Genomic DNA, 19,987 nt, shown 5'->3' on the forward strand with positions numbered 1-19,987 from the left:
TAGCATGCGAAAAAAACTATCGGATTGCATACAGGGACTTGATTGGGTTGAAAAGACCGGAGATACCGATCCTTACGTGGATAATATTACTTTCGACTCCCGTGAGGTGGAACCACACTCGCTTTTTGTAGCCTTGCGAGGGACAAAAGTGGATGGTCATGTGTTCATCCCGGATGCTGTTTCGGCCGGGGCACTTGCTGTTGTTTGTGAGGAGTTGCCTGAAGGAAATCATCCGAATATTGTATTCATTAAAGTGAACGACAGCCACCGTGCTCTATCCATAATTGCAAAAAATTACTACGATTCGCCGTCATCAAAGCTGGAACTGGTGGGTGTTACAGGAACAAACGGTAAAACTACTATTGCTACTCTTTTGTATCATACAGCTAAGATTTTAGGATATAAAGCAGGCCTCTGTTCAACGCTGGCCAATTACGTTGATGAAGGAAAACTGGAGACCAACCTTACCACGCCTGACATAGTAACACTCAACAGACTGATGCATCAAATGGTGGAAGCCGGTTGCAAATATTGCTTTATGGAAGTCAGCTCACATGCTGTTCATCAGGGAAGAATTGACGGGCTGGAATTTAAGGGCGGCATCTTTTCCAATATTACACATGATCATCTCGATTACCATAAGACATTTGATGAGTACATCAGGGTGAAAAAGAAATTTTTTGATGATCTTCCGGAATCGGCTTTTGCCCTCACTAATATTGATGATAAACACGGGCGGGTGATGTTGCAAAACACCGCTGCCGGCAAAAAGACCTATTCATTGCGTGAGATGGCATCATACCGGGCTCGTATTGTTGAAGGAGCATTTGAAGGAATGCAGCTGTCAATTGACGGTGAAGAGTTCTGGACACCTTTCGTCGGACGATTCAATGCCTCTAATCTGTTGGCGGTATATGGTGCCGGCCGGGAACTGGGATGGAGTAAAAAAGACCTTTTGATTGCTATGAGCCGTTTGAAACCGGTAGGAGGTCGATTCGAGGCTATCAGATCGGCCGATGGAATTACCGGAGTTGTAGATTATGCACACACGCCGGATGCCCTGAGAAATGTTCTCGAGGCCATTAATAAAATCAGAAGGCCCGGGCAGGTATTAATTACAGTAGTTGGGGCAGGGGGAAACAGAGATACACTGAAACGTCCCGTAATGGCTGCCGAGGCGGTTAAAAACAGTTCCAAAGTAATATTAACTTCTGATAACCCCAGAGATGAAGACCCACAGAGTATCATTGATCAGATGATGGAAGGGGTCTCTTTTGCCGAGCGCATTAAAGTTTTATCAATTCTCGACCGGAAAGAGGCCATTCGCACAGCTTGTTCTATTGCCCGTCCGGGAGATATTGTGTTAGTGGCCGGCAAAGGGCATGAAACTTATCAGGAAGTAAAAGGTAAAAGATCGCATTTTGATGATCGTGAAATTATCAGGGAGTTTTTTGAACAACAACAATAAGTATGCTTTTTTCACTGTTTAAATATCTTGAATCCATCGATTTTCCGGGCGCGGGCATGTTTCAATACATTTCTTTCAGGTCGGGGATGGCTGTTATTTTTGCGCTTTTAATAGGTACCATCTTCGGCAAATTCATCATCCGGGTTTTGCAACGCCAGCAGATTGGTGAAATTGTTCGTGACCTGGGACTTGAAGGACAGTACCAGAAAAAGGGAACACCTACGATGGGTGGACTTATTATTATTGCCTCTATTTTGGTGCCGGTGTTGTTGTTTGGAAAACTTGACAACGTTTATGTTTTGCTGATGATTACCACCACAGTATGGTTAGGACTGATTGGTTTTATCGATGATTATATTAAAGTTTTCAAAAAAAATAAGAAGGGGCTTGCAGGTGGCTTTAAAGTTGTCGGGCAGATTGTTCTCGGACTGGTTGTTGGACTAACATTGTTTTTCAGTGATGATGTTGTGGTGCGGATGGAGTCTCCGGCAGATGCCGAAATAAGGCAGATTGAGGCCGAAGCAAGACCAACCGATGCAACAAAAGAAACACAGTATATCAAAGCACCAATAACCAATGTTCCTTTTTTTAAGGATAACCGCTTTAATTATAATTCTTTACTTTGGTTCCTGGGTGATAAGGCAGAGCAATGGGGTTGGATCATTTTTGTTCTGGCCGTTATTTTTATTACTACTGCTGTTTCCAACGGGGCTAATATTACCGACGGACTGGATGGCCTTGCAACCGGCACTTCTGCTATTATAGGAGCAACTCTCGGAATATTGGCTTATGTATCCAGTAATACTATTTATGCCGATTATCTGAACATTATGTATGTTCCTTATTCGGAAGAGCTTGTTGTGTATATGAGTGCGTTCATAGGCGCAACGGTTGGGTTTTTGTGGTATAACTCCTTTCCTGCACAAATATTCATGGGCGATACCGGTAGCCTCACTATTGGAGGCATTATCGCGGTGTTTGCTATTCTTATTCGAATGGAATTGCTTATTCCTATTCTGTGCGGAATATTTCTGGTTGAGAATATTTCGGTGATGATGCAGGTGAGTTATTTTAAATATACCCGGAAAAAGTATGGTGAGGGAAGACGCATTTTCAGGATGGCGCCGTTGCATCATCACTATCAGTTAAAGGGATATCCCGAATCCAAGATTGTGGTTCGCTTTTGGATTGTTGGGATTATCCTGGCTGTTTTGACAATAGTTACATTGAAAATCAGATAATCTATGGACAAGGAGCTTGTTATATTAGGTGCCGGTGAAAGTGGCACAGGAGCTGCTCTTTTGGCAAAAGCCAAAGGGATGAAAGTCTTTGTATCCGATTGCGGAACTATTAAATCTGATTTTCGCGAAGAAATGAAACAGGCGGGAATTGAGTTTGAAAGTGGCCAACATTCCGAAGAAAGGATCCTTAACGCTCAGGAAATTGTCAAGAGTCCCGGTATACCTGAGCATTCACCGCTTATCAGAAAAATAAGAAAACAGAATATCCCCGTGATCTCTGAAATAGAATTTGCCGGACGACATTCCAATGCAAAAACGATTGGCATTACAGGAAGCAATGGTAAAACCACTACAGCTATGTGGACTTACCATCTGATGAAAAAAGGAGGTTTGGATGTTGTTCTGGCCGGCAATGTTGGAACCAGCCTTGCCCGTCAGTTGCTTAAAGGAGACCCTGAGTTTTTTGTCATAGAACTAAGCAGTTTCCAATTGGAGGGAATGTATGATTTTAAGTGCAATACCGCAGTGATCACGAATATTACACCCGATCACCTTGACAGATATGATCATAGGTTCGAAAAGTACGCAGATGCAAAGTTCAGGATTTTGAATAATCATGATGAGAAGAGTGTTTTTGTTTTCAATGCGCACGACAGAGAAATAATGACACGTCTGAAAAAAATGAAATACCCCGGACATCGTTGTCCTTTTGCCTATGACAATATTTACGGTGAAGGGGCATGCCTGGATAAAGATAAGATTGTTGTAAATACTCCGCGGCAACATTTTACTTTTCCGGTTTCGGAATTGGCGCTTGCCGGGAAACATAATCTGAGCAACGCTATGGCTGCTACTCTTGCCGCTTTAAGTGCCGGTACTCCGGTGGGAGCTGTGAAGGAGGGATTAAACGATTTCAGTGGCGTTGAACATCGTCTGGAGAATGTGGAGGAAGTAAACGGTGCTCTGTATATTAATGACAGCAAGGCTACCAATACAGACTCTGCCTGGTTTGCACTGGAAAGCATGGAGCGACCGGTGATATGGATTGCCGGCGGAACTGATAAAGGAAATGACTATGCCTCGCTCGAAGAGTTGGCCGTTCAAAAGGTGAAGGCCTTAATTTGTCTTGGAGTGGATAACAGCAAACTGGTTTCATTTTTTAAAGGAAAAATTCCCCAAATAATTGAGACCTCCTCAATGAAAGAAGCTGTTCGACGAGCCTGGAAAATGGCTGAGCCGGAAGATGTTGTTTTGTTGTCTCCTGCGTGTGCAAGCTTCGATTTGTTCGAAAATTTCGAGCACCGGGGACGTCAATTTAAAGAAGAGGTATACAAACTGAAGAAAGGCTATGAGTAATTTTGTTCGGAAATATATTAAAGGAGATCAGAATATCTGGGTTATAATAGTATTTCTGTCCCTGGTGTCTTTGCTGACCGTTTATAGTGCCACTGGAAGTCTTGCATATAGTACCCAGGGAGGTAACACTACCTATTTCATGTTTAAGCAGCTTTCGTTTCTTCTTGTAGGTATCACTCTTATTATATTGGTTCATCATATTCCGTATAAATATTTTGTCATTTTTAGTTTGCCGGCACTATATTTTTCAATTTTGATGTTGCTGATAACCCTTTCTTCGGGACAGAACCTGAATGAAGCCAGCCGTTGGCTCGAAGTGCCGGGTATCGGGTTGAGCTTTCAACCTTCCGAAATGGCTAAACTGGCCCTCATTGTTTATGTGGCCAGGGTTTTGGCCCAGCATCAGCGCGAGGATGCCCCAACTTATGGAGCTTTCTGGCCTATAACAATACATACGGGTATTGTTTGTTTACTGATTTTTCCGGAGAATCTTTCAACATCTTTGTTGCTCGGCGGTATAGTGGGTTTAATGATGTATCTGGGACGTGTGCCGTTTAAATATTTGTTTTTTACAGGATTGGCAGGAACAGCATTGGTGACGCTTGTATTGGTGTTGGCGATGAATGATATTGTATTGATTGATCGTGCCGAAACCTGGGCCACACGGGTTGAACACTTTTTTGATGAAGAAACGGCCACTAGCGAATATGGAAGTGACTATCAGGTTACACAGTCGAAAATAGCCATTGCTACCGGGGGAATATTTGGCAAAGGTCCCGGGAATAGTGATCAGCGAAATTTCTTGCCGCACCCTTACAGCGACTTTATTTATGCCATAATTGCCGAAGAATTCGGGTTGTTAGGGGCAGCATTGGTGTTGGGTGCCTATTTCTTCTTTTTAGGACGAATCGGGGTGCTGGTCAGAAGAAGTAACCGCACATTTCCGGCATTTATGGTACTCGGGCTTGGTCTGATGCTGGTTATACAGGCTTTCGTAAATATGGGTGTGGCTGTTGGTATATTTCCGGTTACCGGTCAGCCTTTACCTTTGGTTAGCATGGGAGGAACATCCATTTTGTTTTACATGTCTGGCTCTCGGGGCAATTCTCAGTGTTAGTCGGCATTATCAGGAACAGCATCAAAGGCAGTTGGCGCGTGAGCAAAATATCGGAAATATAAAGGAGGCATAATAATATTGAATGAAGAACAGGAAATTAAAAATAATAATCAGCGGCGGAGGGACTGGCGGTCATGTTTTTCCTGCTATTGCCATAGCTGATGCACTGATGCAAAGGAATCCCTCAAATGATATTCTCTTTGTCGGTGCATTGGGACGCATGGAGATGGAAAAAGTTCCAGCGGCGGGTTATCGTATTGAAGGGTTGCCTGTGGCCGGATTTCAAAGGCGTCTGACTTACAAAAACATAACATTCTTTTTTAAGCTTGCAGCCAGTATGCTGAAAGCTCGTAGAATTGTTCGTTCTTTTAATCCCGATGTGGCGGTCGGAGTAGGGGGATATGCCAGCGGGCCGGTATTGAAAGCCGCTGCATCCATGGGTGTGCCGACTCTCTTACAGGAACAGAATAGTTTTCCAGGCATTACCAACAAAATTTTGGCAAAGAAAGCCGGACGAATATGTGTAGCCTATCCCGATATGGGACGTTTTTTCCCGCCATCGCGCATTGTGTTGACAGGCAATCCTGTAAGAAAGCAATTGCTGAAGCCTGTCGACCGGTTGGCAGCCTTGTCTGAATTGGGCCTCGACGCTGAAAAAAAGACCATTTTGGTCGTTGGCGGGTCTTTAGGTGCGAGAAGCATTAATGAAGGAATCATTGAGGGCATTGATGAATTATTGAATTCTGATAGCGTTCAATTGCTTTGGCAGTGTGGAAAATATTATTACGACGAATTGAGTGAGAAGCTCAATGAGAGAAGATCGTCCAACATAAAACTGGAAGCTTTTATTTCGCGGATGGACCTGGCTTACGGAGTGGCTGATGTTGTTGTATCACGGGCAGGTGCAGGGACTATCAGCGAGTTGGCATTGCTTGGAAAAGCCTGTGTTCTGGTGCCTTCTCCTAATGTGTCTGAAGATCACCAGACCAAAAATGCCATGTCGCTCGTGAAAGAGGGAGCTGCAATACTGGTGCCCGATCACGAATCGCGTCATCGTTTGATGCCCGAATCGCTCGCTTTATTGAATGACGAAAACAGAAGGCAACAATTACAGGAAAAAATAAAGTTTTTTGCATACCCTGATTCGGCTGAAAAGATTGCCGAAGAAATTGAAAAATTATCAGAAACAGAATAGATGAAGTTGTTTAACGAATACCAAAATGTCTATTTTGTAGGCATAGGAGGCATCGGAATGAGCGCCCTGGCAAGGTTTTTCAGTTCTGCCGGACAACCGGCAGGAGGATACGATCGTGTCCAAAGCCCTGTAACCGATGCTTTGCAGTCGGAAGGTATAAATGTGGTATTCGATAGCGCTGTTGAAGCAGTTCCTGATGATTTCAGAGATAAAGAAAGAACACTGGTTATTTACACGCCTGCTGTTCCTGCAATGCATCCGCAACTATCCTGGTTTAAAGAGAATGGATTCAAAGTGTTGAAGCGATCCCGGGTATTGGGTATGATTACAGATGATATGTGGTCGGTTTGTGTTGCAGGTACTCATGGCAAAACAACTGTTTCAACCCTCACTGCCTTTTTGTTGCATAACTGCCGGCCTGGTGTCAATGCTTTCCTGGGAGGGATTTCCCGGAATTTTAACACCAATTTCATCGGTAATGGGGATTCGCAGGTGGTAGTGCTTGAGGCCGATGAGTTCGACCGTTCATTTTGGCAGCTTAATCCGTCAATCGGCTTGATAACATCAATGGATGCCGATCATCTCGATATTTACGGAACCATCGATGAGGTTAGAAAAGGATTCGAAGGTTTTGCACAAAGGATTAAAGCCGGTGGAAAGCTGATTATTAAATCGGGGCTTCCTGTGCCCTCCAATCTTCAGCAACAAGTTGAGGTGTTTACTTATTCGATGTATGGAGATGCTGATTATACAGCGGTTAATGTTGAGGCTGTTAACGGATATTATCATTTTGACCTGAAAACACCTGAAGGGACTATTGAGGGATTCAGAATGGGGACTCCCGGACTTTTGAACGTGGAGAATGCAGTAGCAGCGCTGACTCTGGCACGAATGAGCGGAGCCGGATATCATGAATTGATCGATGCTTTGCCAAACTTCAGGGGAATAGCCCGGCGATTTGATGTATTAATAAATACCTCACGGTTGGTATATGTCGATGATTATGCTCATCATCCGCAGGAAATAAGGGCAACATTGCAGAGTATTCGGGATATGTGGCCTGGTCGCCTGGTAACCGGCATTTTTCAGCCACACTTGTACTCACGAACGCGCGATTTTGCAAAAGCGTTTGCCGAAGCACTCGACAATGGACTCCACCGGATTGTTTTATTGCCCGTATATCCCGCAAGGGAAGAGCCAATACCCGGCGTGTCCAGCGAAACCATCAGCCGGTATATTGACAAGAACAAATGTACAATTGTTGAAAAAGATGAACTGATCCCTTATTTGAACAATTTTGAACCCGACGTTTTAATTACCATGGGAGCCGGAGATATTGACAGACTGGTACCTGGCATTTGTGAATGGGGATACCGGTATATAAAAAATGACAACAATATCTGAACAACTTGTTACCAATGAAGCGAGTAAAAAAAATATTACTTTGGAGCTTATTGCTTTTGTACTTTCCGGTGATGCTCGGGCTGGTGGGAAGTCATCACCATGAAGTGGTGTGCAGTGAGGTTGAAGTAAATGTTCTGGATAGCATGCAAACTCGTTTTGTCAATCATGAGATGATCAGAAATGCCGTTCTGATGAAATTTGAAGGCATTCTGGGAGAACCGGTAAATTCGTTGAAACTAAATGAAATAGAGGCCTTTGTGGGCAAGCACCCGGCGGTCAGAAATTGTGAAGTCTACAATACAATAGAAGGCCGTCTGAAAATCGATCTTTTACAGCATTATCCATTGTTCAGAGTCTTTGAAGACAATCGATCTTATTACATCGACGAGGACGGGAACGAGATGCCGTTGTTCGACCATTTTACTGCCAGGGTGATGGTTGTCAGCGGTGCAATAGATGGGCAAATGGAGCATTTGATTTATATTGCCAGGATTTTCCGTAACGATCCGTTTTGGTCGGCTCAGATGGAGCAGTTGTATATAAAGCAGAACGGCGATTATGTTTTGGTACCACGAGTGGGTGATCATCTCATTCTCCTGGGACCTCCCGAGCGCATCGAGGAAAAACTCAGAAACCTGAGAGCACTCTATAAGCAAGGGCTATCACCCCGTGAGTGGAACAATTATCAGGTGATTAATTTGAAGTATAAAGGACAAGTACTTTGCTCGAAAAACAGGAATATATGACTCAGAGACTAAATTTAATTTCAGCCATAGACATCGGATCCACCAAAGTAGTGGCCGTTGCAGGACGCAAACATCCCGATGGACAAGTAGAAATTCTGGGAATAGAAAAGGTGGGATGCACCGGTGTAAAAAGAGGAGTCGTTCTCAATATCGAGGAAACGGTGAAGGCTATTCAGCAGGCTGTTTCCACCCTTGAAGATAGTCTTGGCATTAAGTTGAGTGAGGTTTTCGCAGGGGTGTCGGGCCAACACATTCGCACCATGGGAAACCGTTGCTATCGGTTCATTAAAGCGGGTAATGAGATAAATACCTTTGACCTTGAACAACTTTTACAGGACAGCTATCGTATTGTACTTGAACCCGATGAAAAAATATTACATGTTGTTCCCCAGGATTATATTATTGATCATGAGAGCGGCATTAAAGAACCCGTAGGCTTTTCTGGGCAAAGGATTGAAGGAAACTATCATGTGGTGATAGGCCGCAATACAACCATTAAGAATATTGAGAAATGCATCGAAAAGGCTGGTCTTCGTTTGAGCGGCCTGATGCTTTCTTCTTTGGCATCGTCGGGGGCGGTTCTTTCGGGAGAAGAAAAAGAGGCCGGAGTAGTAATGGTTGATATAGGGGGAGGAACTACCGACCTGGCACTCTTCCACGATGGTGTGTTGCGACATACCGCAGTTATTCCTTTTGGCGGAAATGTTATTACCGGTGATATAAAAGAAGGGTGCGCAGTTTTGCAAAAGCAGGCTGAAGCATTGAAAACCCGTTTTGGTTCTGCATTGGGGACACTCGCCAGAGAAGATGCTGTAGTGACCATTCCGGGTATTCCGGGATGGGAGCCAAAAGAGATATCTTTCAGGAGTCTGGCCTGCATTATACAGGCCCGAATGGAAGAAATTATTGAGCTTATTATTCATCATGTTGAACGTTCAGGGTTTTATGAAAAACTGGGCGCCGGGATTGTCCTGACAGGAGGCGGTGCTAACCTTCATCACCTGGCTGAGCTCACAAAGTTGAAAACCGGTTTGGATGTAAGAGTAGGAGCAACTTCTCGTGCTTTTTCAAGTGAGGAAAAGAAATCGCTTGCAGATCCGTCTCTGGTAACTGCTATCGGATTGCTTGTTTCTGCCGGACAATATCCGGGCAGTAAAATGATAACACGCGAACAGGTTCTTTTCGATGATATTGAGCCGGCGGAGACTTCCGGCAAAAAGAAGAAATCATCGGGAGGTAAATCGAAGAAGTCCAGAAAAGTAAAAAAACCTGAGTTTACCGGTGAACTTTTCGAGAAACTACAGCGGAATTTTGCCAGTATTTTCGATGAGCGGGACACCGAAATGTAAGAATTTCCGCCCCAAAAAAAGGAGGTAACTATGAGTGATGATCTGATGAATTTTGATATACCGGGTAATGCCAATTCCATTATAAAGGTTGTAGGTGTTGGCGGTGGTGGCAGCAATGCTGTCAATTACATGCACAGTCTGGGCATTAAGGATGTGACCTTTGTGGTTTGTAACACCGATGCACAGGCCCTGGACAATAGTCCTGTTCCTGTTAAAATACAACTTGGCGAATCTCTTACCGAAGGGCGTGGAGCAGGCAATAAACCACTGAAGGGACGTGAGGCGGCTATTGAAAGCCTTGAGTCGGTTCAAAAGGTTTTGGAAGACAATACAAAAATGGTATTCATAACCGCCGGAATGGGAGGTGGTACCGGTACAGGGGCCGCACCGGTTATTGCCAAGGCTGCAAAAGATATGGGAATACTGACCGTGGGAATCGTGACCATACCGTTTAAGTTTGAAGGCCGTATCAGAATTGAGCAGGCTCTTGAAGGGATTGCCGAAATAGAAAAACATGTTGATTCCTTACTGATTATTAACAATGAGAAGCTCCGCGATATGTATGGCGATCTGAAACTTAGCAATGCATTTTCACGGGCCGATAATGTGCTTGCTACGGCAGCCAAAGGTATTGCCGAAATTATTACCGTGCACGGATACATCAATGTGGACTTTGCCGATGTTGAAACAGTTATGAAGGAAAGCGGGGTGGCCATTATGGGGTCTGCCACTGCCGAGGGCGAAGAGCGGGCTATTGATGCTATTCAGGCGGCTTTGGAGTCTCCCTTGCTGAATAATAATGACATCAGGGGGGCAAAGAATATTTTGCTTAATATTACATCCGGTGTCGATGAAATTACCATGGACGAGGTGGGCGAAATAACCGACTATGTTCAGGAGAGGGTAGGTGCTACTGCATCCATTATTTGGGGCTCAGGGACTGATGAACGGCTTAACGACGAGGTGAATGTCACCATTATCGCTACCGGTTTTGCTTCAGGCCATATCATCCAAAAACAGGACGGAAAACCGGGCAAAAAGAAAATCACCCGTTTCAGTATGGATGAAGAAGGGAATGTAAATGATGAGGAAGAACCTGTAGGCAGTGATCAGGATGAGGAAAGTTCGAGAGTTATTGATTTTGATGAGATAGAGCGTGAGAAGGAGAGGCAAATTGAATGGCTTTATGGAGAAAATGTACCATCTCCTGAAAACAGTGAAAAAGAAGGTGATTTGTTTTCGTGGGCCATCGACAGTAACAAAAAGGATGCCGGCCCTCTTCTTGAGCAAGGTTCCGCCGCGGCTCTGACGCCCGAAGAAATGAGTGATGAAAAACTGATTGATGAAATGGAGAACATTCCTGCCTACAAAAGGAGAAATATATCAATCGATGATAAGAAATCGTCCAATTTTGGGAAAAGCAATCATCCATCCGGCCTCAAAGTGTCAAGGTTTACACTCTCCGAAGGGAAGGATGGCCCGCGAATAAGCGACAACAATCCATATTTGCATGATAATGTTGATTGAGAAGTTAATTTAACGTTTTGATATTATGAGCTTGATAGACAAAGTTACCGAGGAGATTAAAAGCGCCATGAAGGCACGTGAGCAAGTAAAGCTCGAAGCATTGAGGAGTATCAAAAAAGAACTGTTGGAAGCACGTACCGCAGCTAAATCTGGTGGTATAGTGTCAGAAGCAGAGGAGTTGAAGATTCTTACAAAAAATGATTAAACAAAGAAGAGATTCTGCTAATATTTATTCTGCCCAGGGACGGGCCGATTTGTATGACAGAGAAATGGCCGAGGCAGATGTGATTGCTCAATTCCTCCCTGCCCAGCTTAAGCCTGAAGAGCTGGAGGAAGAACTGAAAAAAATAATCGAAGAAACTGGTGCCGTTTCTATGAAAGATATGGGCAAAGTTATGGGAATTGCTACAAAAAAACTGGCTGGCAGAGCCGAAGGAAAGGATATTTCCGATACAGTAAAACGACTTTTATCTGAGGGTTGACAGAGATATTTCAATAAAAAAACAGGGCGCGAAACTTTTTCCGCCCTGTTTTTTTGTCAATAAGCCTTTATTAATAGAAGTTGGAACGGTTATCAACAATTTCTGCATTATCGCGTATGGTTTGAAGCAGCTGGTAACTCACTCTCTGGTTCAATGAGTTTACTAATTGTCGTTTTACCTGTTCTTTGTCAACTTCCACTTCTTCTTTATTGGTTACCTGAACCAGGTATACTCCGTTATTACCTGCAGCAGGCTCGGAAACCTGGTTTACCGGAGAATAAACGGCCAATGATACAAGTGCCGGTTCAACGCCTGCTCCTGTGACCTGAAAAGAATTAAATGTTATATCGGAAGCAGATTGTATTTCCCCATCCACAGCTTCAGCTATTTCTTCAAGCGACTTTCCGCTTTCTTTTTGCTCTTTGAGCTGCTCAATGAGCTTTTCTTTTTTCTTTTCATTAATAAGTTGCCTTTCAATTCGATTTCTGACTTCGCTGAGCGGCATATCTCCCTCTTCGGTAATGTTGGTGAGAACGGCTATAACAAACTGGTCTCCAAATTCGAAAATGGGTGACATATCACCTTTTTCTGCTTCAAAAGCCCATTTTACCATCTGCCGGGGTGATTCCAGGTTTCCAACATTACGGTCGTTTTTCTGGAGGTTGCGCCCATATTTCTTCGTTAAGTTTTGTTCTTCAATGGCCTTGTTGAATTTTTCCTGTGTGTTGTTCAGGGCTGCGAACCGGGTTGCTTCCGAGTAGACATCCTGATACGTTTTTGAGCTGTAAGTCACCTCACGACCCAATGTGGCCAGCTGGTATTTTGTAGAAGGAATACCTTTGTCCATAATGTGAATAATATGGATGCCAAACTGACTTTCCACTTTCACAATATCCCCTTCTTCTCCAAAGAAACAGGCATCGTTAAAGGGCTTAACCATTTGTCCCTGGCGGAACCATCCAAGATCGCCACCATTAATAGCAGAACCCTGGTCTTCAGAATATTGCCTTGCCAGTTCTTCAAAATCGGCTCCGTTGTTCAGAAGATTTATCAGACTGTCGGCCAACTGATCGGCCTCATCCGGATTCTGAGGATTATTTCTCAAAAGGATATGGCGAGCTCTGACTGAGTCGGGAACCTGCGCTACATCGACCAGACGGGTTAGCTTGAACGTTTCATCTTCAAAATAAGGCCCGTAAACGTCCCCTTCTGATGCAGTGGTAACAAAGTCTCTGATTTCCGGGTCTAATGCCTCCGGTTTCATATAACGGGGATTGAACGGAACATCTGAGTTGATTCGCACGAACTGAGCAACATCAATGTCGGGCGAACTGAAGTCATCTTTCATCTCAAGCAGCCTCTCTCGTGTGTTTTCACGGTCTTCTTTGGTGGGTTCAACGTCAAAAGTCAGGTATTCAATATCGCGGCTGGCTTCTTGTCTGAATTCATCAATGTTTTCATTGTAATAAGCTTTTATCTCACTCTCACTAACCGAAACTTCATCGTCGTCGATAGAGGTTATACGCTTTACAAGGAAATTAAAATCTACTTTGTTTGAGCGTGCATTTGCCTCATTTTCTATCCATTGATTGGTTACATAAAATCCTTTTCCGAAAAGAGATGAATATTTACTGAACAAACGCTCGTTAATAAGTTGATCCTCCACGAATGTCCAGTAAAAATTGGCAGTCGGATCATATTGTTTTGATCTGAGGAAATTAACCACCTGTTGCTTGTCAAAAGCTCCTGTTTGGGGATTGCTGAACAGTTGGCGTATCATTGGATGAACTTCGGAACCGGTAACCATTTCCACCAATTCGGCGGATGTTACTTCAATGCCCAGTTCTTCGTATTTTTCACCTAAAATAATTTCATTGACCATTTGGTTCCAGGCCTGTTCACGGAGTCGGTTTACCATCTCCTCACCAAGAGAGGATTCTCCTGAATTCAACCTTGTATATTCTTCCATCTCTGAAACTCTTGCCTGAAATTCCTGAATGGAGACCGATTCCCCATCGATTTCGGCTATTTCCATCTGCGACCTCTGAAAAATTGAAGTACCAGAGCTTAACAGGTCGGTCAATATAAATGCTAATAAGGCGAAGCCGATCATGACGGCCACAAGAACTCCTCCTTTACTTCTGATTCTCTCTAAAGTTGCCATTCGAATACAGATTAATTTTGTTTTTTAAATCAGGTCACGAATATACAAAAAAATGCACAATCGGTTTTCTTTATGTATAAGCGGTGCGAATTTATAACGAATATAAAATCTGGCCAATTTATCTGGTTAATCTTCTTCCTCTTTGGTGAGTTCTACCAGTTCGATTTTTGAACTGCTGGCCTCCAGAATTTTGATTTCAAACGGGTCGATCCGGATTTTGTCTCCCTTTTTAGGGATTGATTCATTATAGCTTAATATCATTCCGGCCAACGTCTCATATTCGTCCGAAACGGGCAATTCGAGTTGATATTTTTCGTTGAGGTAGTCAATTTCAAAGCGACCGGAGAACTGATAAGTATGCTCATCAATTTGCTTTTCCACCAGATCGGAGACGTCATGCTCATCGTCAATCTCTCCGAAAATTTCTTCGAGAATATCCTCCAATGTCACTATGCCTGCAGTACCTCCGAACTCATCAACGACCAATGCAATGCTCCTGTGTTCTTTCGTGAATAATTCCAATAGCTTGTTGGCGGTCATGGTTTCGGGAACAATACTTATGGGACTGATTATATTTTTTAGCTTTTTCGGATTTTTAAACAGTTCCGATACATGTACATACCCGACAATATTATCAATGTGTTCTTTATAAACAAGAATTTTGGAGTGCCCGCTGTCTATGAATTTCTGGCGCAGGGTTTCAATGCTGTCTTCAACATCGACTGCTTCCAAATCGGTACGTGGGATAGTACATTCACGTACTTTCAGAGAAGAAAAGTCAAGTGCATTTTTAAGAAGTCTGACCTCCTGGGGTACGTTGTCATCCTGTGGTGTTTTTTCCTGGTGTTCGGCAAGTAGATTGTTGAAATCCAACCGCCCGATAACAAGGTCTTCTGTGCTGGTTCGACTTTCAGATCCGGTCATTTTCCGTATCAGGAAATTGGAAATGCCGTGGGTCATTTTTGACAATGGAAAGAACAGACCGTAAAACAGCGAAAGGGGAATGCTGAAAATATTTAAGGTAAAGATCGGGTTTATTCTGAAAACTATTTTTGGCAGAAACTCTGCGGTAATCAGAATTATTGATGTTGAAACAATGGTTTGCAAAAACAGAATTGAGAAATCGGAACTGGCATACCGGGCTATGACAGGCTCAAAAAGACGGGCCGTGTAAATACCGTATACCACTAAAGCAATGTTGTTACCAATAAGAATAGTGGTAATAAACATTCCGGGTTTTTGAAGAAAAACGTCAATAACTTTAGCAATGTGCGGATTCTTCTTCCTGTTCAATTCTATTAGCAGCTTATTGGCCGAAAGGAAAGCCATTTCGCTTCCGGAAAAAAACGCTGAAAAGAGTATGGTAACAATTATTACAGGTAAATATTCCATTTTTTAGGAGGTAATCTTTCCCGAAAGTTAATAAAAACTTAGCATTCTTTGTCGGGTTTTGCGACTCATGGTTCTTCTCGCTGTTCTTCATCAACCGACAATATTCCGCTAATATTTTTTATGGTGTAATTTTCAAATTTTTCATCCGACTCGAAGCCGTAGCCGGTTAGTATTTCTTTTTCTGTGGTAATTTTTATGAATTCATCGGAATAAACGAGGTGTTTTTTTGTGTCCCAAAATAATTGTTCGGTGTTGATGACTTCATTTTTAAAGTTTACTGCTTCCACGTTATTTTGAAGTTCCCAAAGGTTTTCGTCTTCGTAATAAATGGCATAATTGCTTTTAATCTGGGCATCTATGTCTTCCATGTCATTGTAGACAATAAGATGCAATCCTTTCGGGAATTCGGTGTATGGTCGTTCTCTGTTTTTATACTGATTCATTTCGGGTGTAATGAACCGGTAAGCCACCTTCCCCGAATCGGTAATTACGCTTTCAAGTTCATTAACTGCAAGTGAAGGAAAATTACCTTCATCAACAACAGCTTTTATATCCTCAGGGGTGTTCGACTGACAGGATGATAATAAAAAAACAACAGCAAGCAGTAAATATATACTGCCTGCTGTCAATATTTTATTGCTATTTACAATATGTTGTTTCACCCGTATAGAATTTATTTACTGAGGTTCCCGAACATCGGGAGCGGTAGGTTGGAACTTGCATGAACGGTTTTACCCATCAACTTTTCCCGGCCGAACCCCAATTATCGGGGCAGGCGTGGCCTGGTTGTGATGATCCTTGTCATGCCCGGTTCATTCTTTACCTGGACCTGACGGTAGTACGTTCGCCAATCCATCCGCCAACAGTGTAAGCTCCGCCTACTTCAAGCCCCTGAAAGAAGATTTCGTCGGTTTTCGGGAAATGGCTGCTATAGGCACTAATCAACTCATTGGCTTCGTCGGCCGTTTCAGGATCAACCGATTTGGCTCTTTTAAATTTATCCACTGCAGCCCAGTAGGCTGTTTTGTGTTCAAATTCATCCTCTCCTATACTGCTGGCTGAAGCAGCATAGGCTTTGCCAATAAGAATATATGGCTTTCCCCATTCAGGGTTATGATCTGTAGCTTTTAATGCGTTTGAGCGAGCAGCTACATAGTTTTTTTCTGCAAGATGAATCAAGCCGAGCTGGTAATAGTATTCAGCTTTTTGAGTATCGTCTTCTTCCATTTCTATGGCTTCTTCAAAATAGCTGATGGCACGTTGGGTATCACCCGATTTAAGGTACATCCTTGCCAGTCCGTATGCAGACGAGCTTGATGGCTCAATCTCATGTTGGTATTCAGATACCTTGTATAAAAGCTCCATGTCTTCACAAAGTCCTCTGGCCAGGAGACGACTGACTTTCTGCAGCCATTCGAGGTCATCTTTGTGCTCTTCAAGCTGCGGTGAAAATATTTTGTCCAGAGTTTCACAATCTGCAGCTCCGCTTCTGGCAAATAACTCCTCTACCTGTTCCGACAGTTTGGTATATATATCCTTGTACTTTGACATCTTAGAGTCATCAATGTGTGCATCAACCTTATCCGAAATTGTTGTGTAATTGATAACTACATCTTCTGAGGTTAACTCACCGTCATTAAACATAGCGATAGAGGTGGTTAAAAATAAAGCATAGGCTGCCGGTTGATATTTTGCACCGCCGTTGTGAACGGCATCATTGAGCAACTGATAGGCTTCTTTTCTGATTCCCGGATCATTTTTTCGGTACTCCAACATGTCAATGGCTTTAATCCCTTTAATATAGGGAATGCCATATCTTGGATGATCACCAAAATATTTCATTCGCTGATCATATACCTTCATCAGTTTATTAAAAAATTCATCTTTTTGTGCTTCTTCAGATGCCTTTTCCAGTTTATGAGATATTATATCTACCCCGTCGGTATACAACCTGCGGGTAGATAACGGACATTCATTAAAGGCAATTTGCCAGTAAGGGTATGCATCATCATAAAGTTCCTGTTTTACCAACTCTGTATAGAGTGAAAGGTTTTTCAGGCACCGGATGCTGTCTTCTCCATGCCCGTACTTCGAACCGTCTTCCACACCTTTTTGTGCAAAAGTCTGTGTTATGGACAAGAGCAATCCTAATACTATAATTGTAAACGCTTTCATGATTGTAAATTTTTTAATACGAAATCAGTTTTTGTCCCCGCTTTCCTTTTTTTGTCTTGAAATTAAAACTGCTCCGCGTAATCGGATTATTTGATTTGTTATTATATATTTCATTTTTTCAAAAAACAGGTGCAAAGATATTAAAATATTAACGAAAATTTAGTTCCTTACACACAGCTTTTATTAATCGAATTTCCATTGCCTGAACCAGAATTCATGGAACGTAATATTCAATGTTATTTTTCCATAAGTTTCATTAATATCTAAATCTCCCGTCGGAGTAATGGTTCCATATTCAAAGGCCAGGTTTATGGATGTTTTGCTTCTGTTGTGTGGTAAACCAATTCCAAAAGTTATGCCAAAATTATTTAGTTCATTATCGTTTATCTGAATGTATTGATTACCATACTTAAAACCTGCCCTGTATCTCATTCGTGCCAGGTAATTACGGGATCGCAGATTCGGAATGAATTGGGCCCCGGCAGAAAAATGGGAGCTGTTTGTGGTTTTTGTATGGCCATCGGGGAATTTGATGTCTCCCCAGTTGGAGAGGACATAGTCGGCGGCAATTGTAAGATTTTCATTTCTTTGGTAGGATATTCCCAGTCCGATGGAACTGGCCATATCAAAACTTGAGATATTGGACGTATCCGAGGCCTCCGGGATTACATAGTTGGCAGTGAAAAGTTTTCCGTCTTCGGCGTACTGCGACCCTTTTGCAACGGTTCGTTGAAAATCGCCGTTAACCGGACTTTGAGGGCGAAAAGTTACACCTGCAGTGATTTTTTCTGTTTCACTAAGTTGCTGCGTATATTGTGCGCCAAAGTCGAAAATAAAATCACTGGCATGCAGTTCATTCTGGACACCATATTTGTAAGCGGCATCATCATCAATAAATTCAATAAATGTAGTGTGCCTGATGTTACCAAAAAGATAGGTGGCATGAGCTCCCAGGGAAAGACTGGGTGCAGGACGAATTGAGAGACCAGCGTAGGCTGCAGATAAGTTCCCTGTCCCTATGGCCCTGTTGAGCGAAGTTCCGTCAGAGAATTCAAACTCATATCCGGCATTTGAGTAAGGTCTCAATCCCAAGGAGGTGTGAATGTTTTTGGAAATGGGAAATCCCATTGCAAAGTAACTGAAGTCAATATTATTGTATTGTTCTTCTCCTCCTACCGATTCAAAAGTCTGGGAATGAGCAGTTACCCCTGTTTCGAAGAAAAAAGACATGGTGTCTATGGCCGAGTAGGAGGCCGGATTCATGAAATTAAGATGCTCATTGGTTCTGACTCCAATGCCGGTATTAGCCATTCCGGCATTCTGTCCGTAACCGGCTGTATTTAACTCTCCAATGCCATATCTTGAAAAGGGAGAGTAGGTTTTTTTCTGGGCATAGGTTGTAAAAGATACAACCAGCGTCAATAGTAGTAAATGGTATCTGATAAGTTTATGCATTGTATTCTAATATTCTGTTGAGTCCGTGTAGTACTAAATTTGGATGTACAAAGATGATATTTTTTGCGTAGGTAACAAAAAAATCTGCATCTCCGCCTGTGATGATTGTTTTGACATCGGGATATTGTTCTCTTGTTTTGTCAATATATGAATCTACTTCCATTATGATACCGTTCTGTACGCCTGAGCGTATGGCTTCCTCTGTAGTTGTTCCCCAGAACTCCGATTGGCCGGGTTCAACTTTAGGAAGCTGTTTGGTTTGCGTGTGGAGTGCTGTAAAACGCATTTGCAAACCCGGCGATATGTTTCCGCCTTTAAAGGTGTTTCCAACGACAAGATCGAAGGTTATTGCAGTTCCTGCGTCGATAACCAGTAGGGTAGACCCCGGATAGTGTGTTTGCGCTCCGGCAATGGCTGCCAGCCTGTCTTTGCCTAAAGTTTCCGGTGTTTGGTATTGATTGATGAAAGGAAGCGGAGTGTTGTGGTCAAAAATGATGAACTGGTTTTTTGCTGTTGAGAAAAATTGTTCTATTATTTTTGTTTCCTGTGTCACGGAAGAAACAATAATTTTATCGGGCGGATGGCGTTTAGAAAGTTCATTTAATTTTTGTTGGTCAAGAAAAAACAGCTTGTAAGTGGCAATAAGCTTTCCCTTGTCAAAAAATCCTAATTTCGTGCTGCTGTTTCCCTGATCAATTGCTAAATTCATACTTTCAAATTCAAAATTTAATGTTGGATCAGGCACTGTTTCTGAAATAATTCAGATACATCAAAGTACCGATTCTTAATGTCTGTTTTTGGGGCCATAAATTTTTATTTTCCGAACCATCCCGGAATAAGATGTTGCTAATTAGTGTCTGTCCATAAAGTACCATTTACTGTGTTACGCTCGCCGCCAAAATCCTCATTTACGATT

Annotated in this window: 17 protein-coding genes; 11 read left to right on the forward strand and 6 right to left on the reverse strand. The window is 42.8% G+C overall.

Annotated elements, in window-relative coordinates:
• Window positions 1-4 precede the first annotated feature (4 nt).
• The 11 genes from OQ5_RS0111490 to OQ5_RS24650 all read left to right on the forward strand — a co-directional run bounded on the left by OQ5_RS0111490 (window position 5) and on the right by OQ5_RS24650 (window position 11,885).
• Entirely contained in the window at window positions 5-1,468 is a 1,464-nt protein-coding gene (locus tag OQ5_RS0111490; RefSeq protein WP_016777637.1) for a UDP-N-acetylmuramoyl-L-alanyl-D-glutamate--2,6-diaminopimelate ligase, read from the forward strand.
• A 2-nt stretch (window positions 1,469-1,470) separates the two neighbouring features.
• Window positions 1,471-2,709 carry a phospho-N-acetylmuramoyl-pentapeptide-transferase gene (gene mraY, locus OQ5_RS0111495; RefSeq protein ID WP_016777638.1) on the forward strand — a complete coding sequence of 413 codons (1,239 nt, stop codon included), beginning with the start codon at window positions 1,471-1,473 and terminating at the stop codon, window positions 2,707-2,709.
• Window positions 2,710-2,712: 3 nt separating this feature from the next.
• Window positions 2,713-4,065, forward strand: coding sequence for a UDP-N-acetylmuramoyl-L-alanine--D-glutamate ligase (gene murD, locus OQ5_RS0111500; protein ID WP_016777639.1), 1,353 nt, complete (start codon window positions 2,713-2,715; stop codon window positions 4,063-4,065).
• On the forward strand, window positions 4,058-5,182 hold the full coding sequence (locus OQ5_RS20935; RefSeq protein WP_255297511.1) for an FtsW/RodA/SpoVE family cell cycle protein: 1,125 nt from the start codon (window positions 4,058-4,060) through the stop codon (window positions 5,180-5,182). The genes murD and OQ5_RS20935 overlap by 8 nt, the downstream gene beginning before the upstream one ends.
• A gap of 82 nt (window positions 5,183-5,264) precedes the next feature.
• Entirely contained in the window at window positions 5,265-6,377 is a 1,113-nt protein-coding gene (gene murG / locus OQ5_RS0111510; protein ID WP_016777640.1) for an undecaprenyldiphospho-muramoylpentapeptide beta-N-acetylglucosaminyltransferase, read from the forward strand.
• Entirely contained in the window at window positions 6,378-7,781 is a 1,404-nt protein-coding gene (gene murC / locus OQ5_RS0111515; protein ID WP_016777641.1) for a UDP-N-acetylmuramate--L-alanine ligase, read from the forward strand. It abuts the gene before it with no gap.
• 14 nt (window positions 7,782-7,795) lie between these two features.
• A complete protein-coding gene (locus OQ5_RS0111520; protein WP_016777642.1) occupies window positions 7,796-8,527 on the forward strand; it encodes a cell division protein FtsQ/DivIB in 732 nt (243 codons plus the stop codon).
• On the forward strand, window positions 8,524-9,876 hold the full coding sequence (ftsA, locus tag OQ5_RS20940; RefSeq protein ID WP_016777643.1) for a cell division protein FtsA: 1,353 nt from the start codon (window positions 8,524-8,526) through the stop codon (window positions 9,874-9,876). Before OQ5_RS0111520 ends, ftsA begins: the two co-directional genes overlap by 4 nt.
• 30 nt (window positions 9,877-9,906) lie before the next feature.
• On the forward strand, window positions 9,907-11,403 hold the full coding sequence (ftsZ, locus tag OQ5_RS0111530; protein ID WP_016777644.1) for a cell division protein FtsZ: 1,497 nt from the start codon (window positions 9,907-9,909) through the stop codon (window positions 11,401-11,403).
• A 25-nt stretch (window positions 11,404-11,428) separates the two neighbouring features.
• Entirely contained in the window at window positions 11,429-11,608 is a 180-nt protein-coding gene (locus tag OQ5_RS24645; protein WP_016777645.1) for a GatB/YqeY domain-containing protein, read from the forward strand.
• The gene (locus OQ5_RS24650; RefSeq protein WP_016777646.1) at window positions 11,601-11,885 is read left to right on the forward strand and encodes a GatB/YqeY domain-containing protein; all 285 of its coding nucleotides are present in this window, start codon (window positions 11,601-11,603) and stop codon (window positions 11,883-11,885) included. Before OQ5_RS24645 ends, OQ5_RS24650 begins: the two co-directional genes overlap by 8 nt.
• A gap of 70 nt (window positions 11,886-11,955) precedes the next feature.
• Here OQ5_RS24650 and OQ5_RS0111540 read toward each other — a convergent pair whose 3' ends face one another.
• From OQ5_RS0111540 to OQ5_RS0111565, 6 genes are all read right to left on the reverse strand, one after another.
• The gene (locus tag OQ5_RS0111540; protein ID WP_016777647.1) at window positions 11,956-14,049 is read right to left on the reverse strand and encodes a SurA N-terminal domain-containing protein; all 2,094 of its coding nucleotides are present in this window, start codon (window positions 14,047-14,049) and stop codon (window positions 11,956-11,958) included.
• Window positions 14,050-14,175: 126 nt separating this feature from the next.
• Window positions 14,176-15,441, reverse strand: a complete 1,266-nt coding sequence (locus OQ5_RS0111545) for a hemolysin family protein (RefSeq protein WP_016777648.1) — start codon at window positions 15,439-15,441, stop codon at window positions 14,176-14,178.
• 65 nt (window positions 15,442-15,506) lie between these two features.
• Complete coding sequence (gene lptC / locus OQ5_RS0111550; protein ID WP_026055255.1) at window positions 15,507-16,103, reverse strand: LPS export ABC transporter periplasmic protein LptC; 597 nt, start codon at window positions 16,101-16,103, stop codon at window positions 15,507-15,509.
• A gap of 157 nt (window positions 16,104-16,260) precedes the next feature.
• Window positions 16,261-17,616 carry a tetratricopeptide repeat protein gene (locus OQ5_RS0111555; protein ID WP_016777650.1) on the reverse strand — a complete coding sequence of 452 codons (1,356 nt, stop codon included), beginning with the start codon at window positions 17,614-17,616 and terminating at the stop codon, window positions 16,261-16,263.
• A gap of 183 nt (window positions 17,617-17,799) precedes the next feature.
• Window positions 17,800-19,071: a membrane protein gene (locus OQ5_RS0111560; protein ID WP_016777651.1), complete on the reverse strand. Its 1,272-nt coding sequence runs from the start codon at window positions 19,069-19,071 to the stop codon at window positions 17,800-17,802.
• A complete protein-coding gene (locus OQ5_RS0111565; protein WP_026055256.1) occupies window positions 19,064-19,780 on the reverse strand; it encodes a type III pantothenate kinase in 717 nt (238 codons plus the stop codon). The genes OQ5_RS0111560 and OQ5_RS0111565 overlap by 8 nt, the downstream gene beginning before the upstream one ends.
• Window positions 19,781-19,987 lie beyond the last annotated feature (207 nt).

Source organism: Anaerophaga thermohalophila str. Valhall, from assembly GCF_000250735.1.
GTDB lineage: Bacteria > Bacteroidota > Bacteroidia > Bacteroidales > Marinilabiliaceae > Anaerophaga > Anaerophaga thermohalophila_A.